The sequence below is a fragment of the Anabaenopsis arnoldii genome, from assembly GCF_028331025.1.
GTDB classification, from domain to species: domain Bacteria; phylum Cyanobacteriota; class Cyanobacteriia; order Cyanobacteriales; family Nostocaceae; genus Anabaenopsis; species Anabaenopsis arnoldii.
In genome coordinates this window covers 1-8,019 of sequence record NZ_JAQMUH010000012.1, presented here as the reverse complement: position 1 = coordinate 8,019, position 8,019 = coordinate 1, and the positions used below count along the sequence as shown (strand labels likewise).

Below are 8,019 nucleotides of genomic sequence, written 5' to 3'. Positions count from 1 at the left end.
GAACAGGGAACGGGGAACAGGGAACAGGGAACAGGGAATGAGGAACAGGGAACGGGGAACAGGGAACGGGGAACCGAAACAATCAAATCCAATCCCCTCCCCTTACAAGGGGAGGGTTAGGGTGGGGTAAAACAATATTTGATACACTAATCATACCTTTTAAAACATCCTTTAACCCAAAAAATTATACCAACTCTGTAACAACTGCTTTGTTTTATCACTACTGTCTAAAACTTGACTACAAGACTCCCAAGCTATTTTTTCCAGTTTATGATACTTAATTTCAAAAGGATGTTGTTTAGGAATAGCATCAATGGTTTGGTTAGCTTTTGCAATTTCTCCCATAGCAACTTCTATCCAGATATCTTCGAGAACATCAGGAATTTGCCCAAACATCTGATGAATTGCTGACAACCGATTAGAAAGTAATTCGTGAACCCTATCCTCTACAGACCCCTTGTAACGCATATTATATACACAGATTGTATCTCTCAGTATCATGAGCATGAATTAAGTAAAGTAGATCAGCTTTACCTTGTGTAGCATCAAATAATCTGGATACTACTACTCGCATCAATCTAATTAAACCCCGTGTCTGTTGAAAACCGGGGTTTTCTCGAAACCGAGCGTAAAGGTCACGGATAGCAAAATGAAAAGGATAAGATTCTTTAAGTTGAGTAGTAAACTTATCTGGGGAAGCGTTAGTGATATCCATTTGTTTGGCATCGCTAACTGCTTTCGCATAAGCACGAGCAACTTCTAAAATTTCGCCCTCATCTGGTAGTCTTTCAAACAACCGCTTGCGAATATTAGAAAAAACAATAAAAAAGCTTAATGATTTACTGCCAATTCCCAGATATATAGGTATTTGCCTCTCTAATCCTCCAAAATAGAAAAAAAAATCAGCTAAAAGACTTGATCTTTTTTTGTCCTTATGCTAAAAAAATATAGAAGAGAAATTTTACCTCTCTTCTATAACATACGACCATAAAATTTAATGCCTAGCTTGAGCCTAGGAAACTTTTTGTCTATGGCATTAAATTTTATGGTTATTCATTTGACCAAATTACACACCTGATATCATCAGGTGCATATAATTCATGGAAAACATCATAAACGATAACTCCACAAAAAGTCAACCCATTGAAGTGACATCTTCCTCGCCTCAAATCAACTGGAATGAAGAGCAGTTATCAAACATAATTGCCAACATTTTATCTGCTAGAGATAAAAAAGATATATTGATAATCGAATATATTTTAAAAGCTAATATCAATGAACATCGATCCGTTAGAGTTGAAGAATTGATGGAACATCTTGGCTTATCAAATCCAGCCGTCTCTGTGCGTTTAAAAAAAATGCGCGAGACAAAGATTGGGGGTCTAGATTTTCCATTGTTTAAAACAATGAAAAATGGAAATGCTCTCTGTTATTTCTTTACGCAAGTCATAGATTGGAATAAATCTGCAAAGATAATTGATGTAATTATGTCTAAGCGTGGAATCACTTATGAGAAATACGCAGAGGAGAAAAGTCTTAGCGTTTATGAACAATATGAAGATGATGAATATACGTTAGTCGATGAAAATAATGAACAATATGAAGATGATGAATATACGTTAGTCGATGAAAATAAGACAGATAATTCGGCTAAAACTGAAATTATGGGAGAAAATTTACATCATCAAAGTAAAAACACCGAATACTCAGAAGAAATAGATTTCGATAAATTATACTCTAAAACAGTGACAATCGGTGAAGTATTAGAGATGTTAGATGAAACATCTAATACTTTAATCGAAAATATCACAGAAGGATTGACAGAGATATTTAATGAAAAAATTAAGCTCCTGAATGACAGAATTGTAGAACTGGAAAAAAAATTGTCCTCATTTGATTCTTCTGTCAGCAATGAAGAGTCAAATGAGGAAATTTTAGCTAAAGCGCGTATGCTAGTTAGGCAAAAAATATTTGCCAAAAAAGCTAAATAATACAAGGTTACTTTAGTAGTTTATGTGTAGAGCAGAATGTTGACCTGCGATATTTTCCTCTATTCATAATGCAAATAACAGGCTGTAGCCTGACTAAAAATGTAATTCATGGTCGGTGCTAGGTAGCCAGACGAGCCTACTAAACTCGAATCTGAGGGATTCGACTACCCTACCGACCAAAAAAACATCCTCTAAGAGATAAAATAACATGGCAACAGCAATTCTGAAAGCTACTCATGAAGGCACGCTAAAAATTGGAGACTCTCTCATATCATGCGCTGTTTTGGAAGATGGGAGTCGAGTTTTGACCCTGAGTGACTTTATGGGTGCCATTGGTAGAAGCAGAAGTGGACAAGGACAGGTGTACACTAACCTACCCCCTTTTCTGGCTGCAAAAAACCTAGAACCCTTTATTTCTAAAGATTTGAGGTGTGCATCAGCCCCAATATCATTTAAGCCACTAAAGGGTGGTGGATTTAGAGGTAAAGCATCAGGATACGGAGCAGAACTACTTCCTGCTGTCTGTAAAGTTTTTTTGCGTGCTAGAGAAGCTGGCGTTCTGCAACCAAACCAGCTTCATATTGCAAAACAATGTGAAATTTTGATATGTGGCTTTGCGGATGTAGGAATTATTGCTCTTATAGACGAAGCAACTGGCTATCAAAAATCTAGAGAAAAAGACGAGCTACAGAAAATTCTTGAGGCTTACGTTCTGAAAGAATATTTAGCATGGACTAAGTGTTTCCCAAACGAATTTTACGAAGAAATGTTTCGTTTGAGAGGTTGGGAAAAACCTTCGTCAGTAAAACGACCTCAATGTGTTGGTACACTGACAAATAAAATAGTGTATTCGAGATTACCTCAAGGAATTTTAGAAGAATTAAGAAAACTAAATCCTGTGGTATATCAAACTGGCCAACGCCTAAGAAAACACCACCAGTATCTTACTCAAGATATCGGACATGAACATCTTTCTCGTCACCTAGCAGCAGTTATCGCATTAATGAGAGCTTCTGATTCTTGGGAAGATTTTGAGAGACTACTAGAAAAATCTTTTCCTTTGCAGCAACCAAAACATGAGGATGGAAATATGAATACCAACTAAAACAGTAAGCCAACTTACTTTTGTTGCTTAAATTAAGCCAATGTGGTGAGTTTTACTCGCCACATTGGCAACTCATGGGCGATGCGTGTCTGCCAGTCGTGCCCCTAAGCTCTGCGCTGAGGGGTTCAATAGATAGTTCTAAGAGGATGTTTTAACAGGTATGATAGTGTATCAAATATTGTTTTACCCCACCCTAACCCTCCCCTTGTAAGGGGAGGGGATTGGATTTGATTGTTCCTCATTTCCTCATTCCTCATTTCCTCATTCCCTGTTCCCTGTTCCCTGTTCCCTGTTCCCTAAGATAAAAATTACCTGTTTAATACTTTCCAAACATCCTCTTAACTAACATAATTCCTCAGATGCTCCTGCAACCGCTGATAAATGCGATCGCTCCAAAAGCAAACAACAGAGAAACCATTATAGATATTTTCCAACGCTAACTTGCCATCAAAGTCCACCAACTGTAGATCATGCTTATTGGTATCCAGTAACACCATAAAGCGTTTCATCTGTCCCTCCGAAAGAGACTCATGAAACAGCCAAGACTCCCTAGTTTTTAGAGTCACCAGAATTTGTTGGCAAACTTCAAAATTCAAGCCCATAGACAATAAATACTCCATTGCCGTCAGTGCTAACAAGTCTGCTTTAGAATAATAAACATTTCGACCCTTACCACTGGCATTAACCGTAGGTACAATTACCCCCTTCTCCCGCCAATACTGTAGTTGTCGGCGAGAACAATTAGTAATTTCAGCCGCTTCCGTACTTGTGTAGAATTTTTCCTCCATAAGGATCATCCTATAGAAATTTTTTCTAAATCACACATTATTTTTAAATAACATTATGTGTTTTTATGATATTATATTTTCATGAGTCAGATTACCGTTCAATGTCGCCTAATTGCCAGTGAATCTACCCGCCGTCAACTCTGGAAGTTGATGGCAGAATTAAACACACCGCTAATCAACGAACTACTACAACAACTTCACCAACACCCGGATTTCGAGAAATGGCGCAAAAATGGCAACCTACCGTCAAGCATTGTTAGTAAACTTTGCAAACCACTAGAAACTGATCCTCGTTTTACCGGACAACCAAGCCGTTGTTATTCATCCGCGATTCATGTTGTGGATTACATCTACAAGTCGTGGTTGACAATCCAGAAACGACTACAGCAGCAGCTAGATGGCAAAATACGCTGGTTAGAAATGCTCAATAGCGATGCCGAATTAGTAGAAACCAGTGGTTACAGCTTGGAAACTATTCGCGCCAAAGCTGCTGAAATTCTGGCAACAGCAACACCAACATCTGACCCTGATCCCCCGTCAAATAAAACAAGAAAGGCCAAGAAATCCCAAAAACCATTCGCTTCCAATCCTGACAAAAGTGTATGTCATAAATTATTTGACGCTTACCAACAAACTGACGATACACTCAGCCGTAGTGCCATTAGCTATCTGCTAAAAAATGGCTGTAAATTGAATGACAAACAAGAAGACCCAGACAAATTTGCTCAACGTCGCCGTAAGCTAGAAATACAAATTCAAAGGCTAACAGACAAATTAACCAGTCGAATTCCCAAAGGTCGAGATTTAACCAAAACTAAATGGCTGGAAACACTTTTCACCGCCACAACCAATGTTCCAGAAGACAACACTGAAGCCAAACGCTGGCAAGATATTCTCTTAAGCCGATCAAGTTCTCTTCCCTTTCCCCTGACTTTTGAAACGAGCGAAGACCTAGTTTGGTCAAAAAATGAAAAAGGTAGGCTGTGCGTTCACTTCAACGGATTGACTGACCTAACTTTTGAAGTATACTGCGATAGTCGTCAACTGCACTGGTTCAAACGCTTCCTAGAAGACCAACAGACTAAACGCAAAAGCAAAAATCAGTATTCCAGTGCCTTGTTCACTCTCAGAAATGGTCGTATAGGTTGGCAAGAAGGAGAGAGTAAAGGTGAACCTTGGCTAAACCGATTGACCCTTTCTTGCTGTGTTGATAATCGCCTGTGGACTGCTGAAGGCACAGAACAAGTTCGCCAACAGAAAGCAGAAGAGATTGCCAAAATACTCACCAACATGAAGAACAAGAGTGACTTAACCGATAACCAGCAAGCATTTATTCAGCGTAAACAAACAACACTGACTCGATTAAACAATTCCTATGATCGTCCTAGTCAACCCCTGTACCAAGGTCAATCACATATTTTAGTGGGAGTAAGCCTAGGGTTAGAAAAACCTGCCACAGTAGCCGTAGTCGATGCCAGTGCAAATAAAATCTTAGCTTACCGCAGTATTAAACAACTACTTGGTGAAAATTACGAACTCTTGAATCGCCAAAGACAACAACAGCGATATTTATCTCACCAACGACATAAAGCCCAAAAAAGTTTCTCACCCAATGAATTTGGCGCATCTGAGTTAGGAGAGTATATAGACAGATTATTAGCAAAAGAAATAGTTGCGATCGCCCAAACCTACAAAGCTGGTAGTATTGTCTTACCCAAGCTGGGAGATATGCGGGAGATTATCCAGAGCGAGATTCAATCTTTAGCAGAAGCAAAAAGTCCTGGCTCCATAGAAATCCAAAAAAAATACGCTAAACAGTATCGAATAAACGTCCATCAATGGAGTTATGGAAGACTGATTCAGAGTATTCAAAGTAAAGCCGCTCAAGTAGGAATTGTTATAGAAGAAGGGAAACAGCCTACTCGTGCTAGTCCTCAAGATCAAGCCAAAGAATTAGCCTTCCGTGCTTATCATCTGCGCCTAACCAAACATAGTTGACAAATATATATCCGAACCTTGAAAATAAAATAGATATAACAGCGCCGCAATTCATACTCTTTTGAGTCTCTGAATTGTGAAAAATATGGGTTAGTTTGACTGTAGCAATATAGTCTTGCTTTCTGACCCTAGTAGCTACTCACCCTGATGCTGCTGTCTTAGGACAGGATAGGTGCGCTCCCAGCAACAAGGGCGTGGATGTACTGCTGTAGTGGCTACCGAATCACCCCCGACCAAGGGGGAACCCTCCCTCTTCTTTTTTTTGGCAAACCAAAGCAAGGGCAAAAACCCTGAGGGATCTGCCAAAACGTTGAAACCCTTGTCCAGCAATTATTTGACTCATTTGAGAATTAATAAATGTCCTCAGTTGAGAGCAAAAAAACAAGTTTTTAAACAGATCCGCCAAAATCGCATTTGGAAACCTGTATTGACAAGGGACTAGACGGGCGCGGTTTCAACAACCATCTCGACTAGGGGTGGGTTGAAAGTCAATCATCTTTGACCTCTACTGAGGTTGGCAACGCTATGTTTCAACAACCATCTCGACTAGGGGTGGGTTGAAAGTCAATCATCAACAACCCTCCTAGTACCGGGTGGGTTAAAAAAAAATCAAGCGTGGGTAAACACGATAAAAATCTAATTGACGGTAAGACTTGTGCGAGGGTTGAAAGATAGGAGTTCGATTCTCATAATATCTATAGCTGTAATAGCAAAATCAACATTAGGCAAGCTATTGAAGCGCCTAGATGCAAGGCTATAATGCTACAATAGACTAGTTTAGTAAACCAATAAACACGATGACAACAATTTGTCACTGGCTTTCTAAATACATTCTTTTGTCTCTAGCGACAGTAATTTGTCAACAACGACAGCAATTAGTCACTGATGACATATAATTAGTCACTGTACAACTGACTTTGTAATTAATGGGCAGGAGGAGAATCGAACTCCTATGACCGCAAGGCCGCCACATTTTGAGTGTGGTGCGTCTACCAGTTTCGCCACCCGCCCTTGGTTTCAACTTTACTATTATATCCTATTTAACTGAATTTGCAACTGGTAAATCAAAAAAATTTAGAGGGGGAAATTTTTCGGAAATTTCTCGTCAAGGTACTTGACATTACCCCTGGTTAGGCTGCTATATTGTCATAGTGTGAATCATTGGGGCGTAGCCAAGCGGTAAGGCAGCGGGTTTTGGTCCCGCCATCCCTAGGTTCGAATCCTAGCGCCCCAGTAAATAAGGAGTAGATTAATCTGCTCCTTATTTTTTTATTTATTGTTAGGGGGACTTTAAAGCTTGATCTAAAATTTGCCGCGCGTGTTCGGCTTTAGCTCTAGCTTCCTGGTAGCGTAAATTAGCCTGGGCAAAGTTTTTTAGGACTTTAAAACCTTCCTTGAGGCGATTAATTTCCTCTTCAGTTACCGGATTATCTGAAAACAAAACATCAACAGCGTGACGAATTTCTAGGGCTTCGGCGCGTGATTCCTGCACCTTCAGCTTGAGTGTGGCGAGATTATTCAAAATCTGAACAGCTTCTGTAATACTGTCCTCACCACTGACAGAAAAATTTGTCTGTGGCTTCACCTCAATTAATTGTTGAGGGCCAAACCCCTCCTCCAATTCTGTGGGTAATTTACCAGCATCCATTAATTCCATCAGCTGATCCATGGCTTTATCACGGGCTTTGGCTGAATCTTTTCCAGAAACAGTGAGCATAATTTCTGGACTTTGAGCGAGAGTATACTGAACCATACTTAGAACAGAAAAATTGCTGATTAACCAAGCCAAGCGCCATAATCATAACATGAAGGCAGTACCAGGAACTCACAGGGGAAAGATGAGAATAAAACTCTATACTGAAAAAGGGTTAGTATTAGTTAATCTTTTATTAACTAATACTAATAAATAATCACATTGGCTCAAAATTTCCTGTCATCTTTTGGCTTGGTGACAAAATTGCAGTAAAATTACTGTATGCTACTAGGATTCAAAACCCAACTCAAAGTTAACAAGCAACAACGACTACTACTGGCGCAACACGCAGGAGTAGCCAGACACGCTTGGAATCAAGGTTTAGCACTTTGTCAACAGGTATTATTACATAACAAACTTAATCCTCAAGACAAAATCAAATTT

General features: G+C 39.4%; 8 protein-coding genes and 2 tRNA genes. 5 read left to right on the top strand and 5 right to left on the bottom strand.

What is annotated here, in order from left to right; all coding sequences use genetic code 11:
* Nucleotides 1-171: 171 nt before the first annotated feature.
* Together PN457_RS01230 and PN457_RS01225 are read right to left on the bottom strand one after the other, a co-directional pair.
* Nucleotides 172-468, bottom strand: a complete 297-nt coding sequence (locus PN457_RS01230) for a hypothetical protein (RefSeq protein WP_271730779.1) — start codon at nucleotides 466-468, stop codon at nucleotides 172-174.
* Nucleotide 469: 1 nt separating this feature from the next.
* Nucleotides 470-808 carry a DUF499 domain-containing protein gene (locus tag PN457_RS01225; RefSeq protein ID WP_334310739.1) on the bottom strand — a complete coding sequence of 113 codons (339 nt, stop codon included), beginning with the start codon at nucleotides 806-808 and terminating at the stop codon, nucleotides 470-472.
* Nucleotides 809-1,100: 292 nt separating this feature from the next.
* On the opposite strand from PN457_RS01225, the gene PN457_RS01220 reads away from it, so the two are divergent.
* Together PN457_RS01220 and PN457_RS01215 are read left to right on the top strand one after the other, a co-directional pair.
* Nucleotides 1,101-1,991: a helix-turn-helix domain-containing protein gene (locus tag PN457_RS01220; RefSeq protein ID WP_271730775.1), complete on the top strand. Its 891-nt coding sequence runs from the start codon at nucleotides 1,101-1,103 to the stop codon at nucleotides 1,989-1,991.
* Between the two features lie 208 nt (nucleotides 1,992-2,199).
* Complete coding sequence (locus PN457_RS01215; RefSeq protein ID WP_271730773.1) at nucleotides 2,200-3,096, top strand: P63C domain-containing protein; 897 nt, start codon at nucleotides 2,200-2,202, stop codon at nucleotides 3,094-3,096.
* Nucleotides 3,097-3,434: 338 nt separating this feature from the next.
* Here the strand turns inward: PN457_RS01215 and PN457_RS01210 are convergent, their stop codons facing one another.
* Nucleotides 3,435-3,884 (bottom strand): MerR family transcriptional regulator, encoded by a 450-nt coding sequence (locus tag PN457_RS01210; RefSeq protein ID WP_271730771.1) that lies wholly within the window; start codon nucleotides 3,882-3,884, stop codon nucleotides 3,435-3,437.
* 81 nt (nucleotides 3,885-3,965) lie between these two features.
* On the opposite strand from PN457_RS01210, the gene cas12k reads away from it, so the two are divergent.
* A complete protein-coding gene (gene cas12k, locus PN457_RS01205) occupies nucleotides 3,966-5,882 on the top strand; it encodes a type V CRISPR-associated protein Cas12k (RefSeq protein WP_271730770.1) in 1,917 nt (638 codons plus the stop codon).
* A gap of 927 nt (nucleotides 5,883-6,809) precedes the next feature.
* Here cas12k and PN457_RS01200 read toward each other — a convergent pair.
* A tRNA-Leu gene (locus PN457_RS01200) sits at nucleotides 6,810-6,893 on the bottom strand.
* A 151-nt stretch (nucleotides 6,894-7,044) separates the two neighbouring features.
* On the opposite strand from PN457_RS01200, the gene PN457_RS01195 reads away from it, so the two are divergent.
* Nucleotides 7,045-7,116, top strand: a tRNA-Gln gene (locus PN457_RS01195).
* Nucleotides 7,117-7,161: 45 nt separating this feature from the next.
* On the opposite strand, the gene PN457_RS01190 is transcribed toward PN457_RS01195, so the two are convergent.
* A complete protein-coding gene (locus tag PN457_RS01190) occupies nucleotides 7,162-7,635 on the bottom strand; it encodes a hypothetical protein (protein ID WP_271730769.1) in 474 nt (157 codons plus the stop codon).
* Nucleotides 7,636-7,857: 222 nt separating this feature from the next.
* Between PN457_RS01190 and PN457_RS01185 the strand changes: the two genes are divergently transcribed.
* A partial coding sequence (locus PN457_RS01185) for a helix-turn-helix domain-containing protein (protein ID WP_271730781.1) occupies nucleotides 7,858-8,019 on the top strand: 162 nt, incomplete at its 3' end.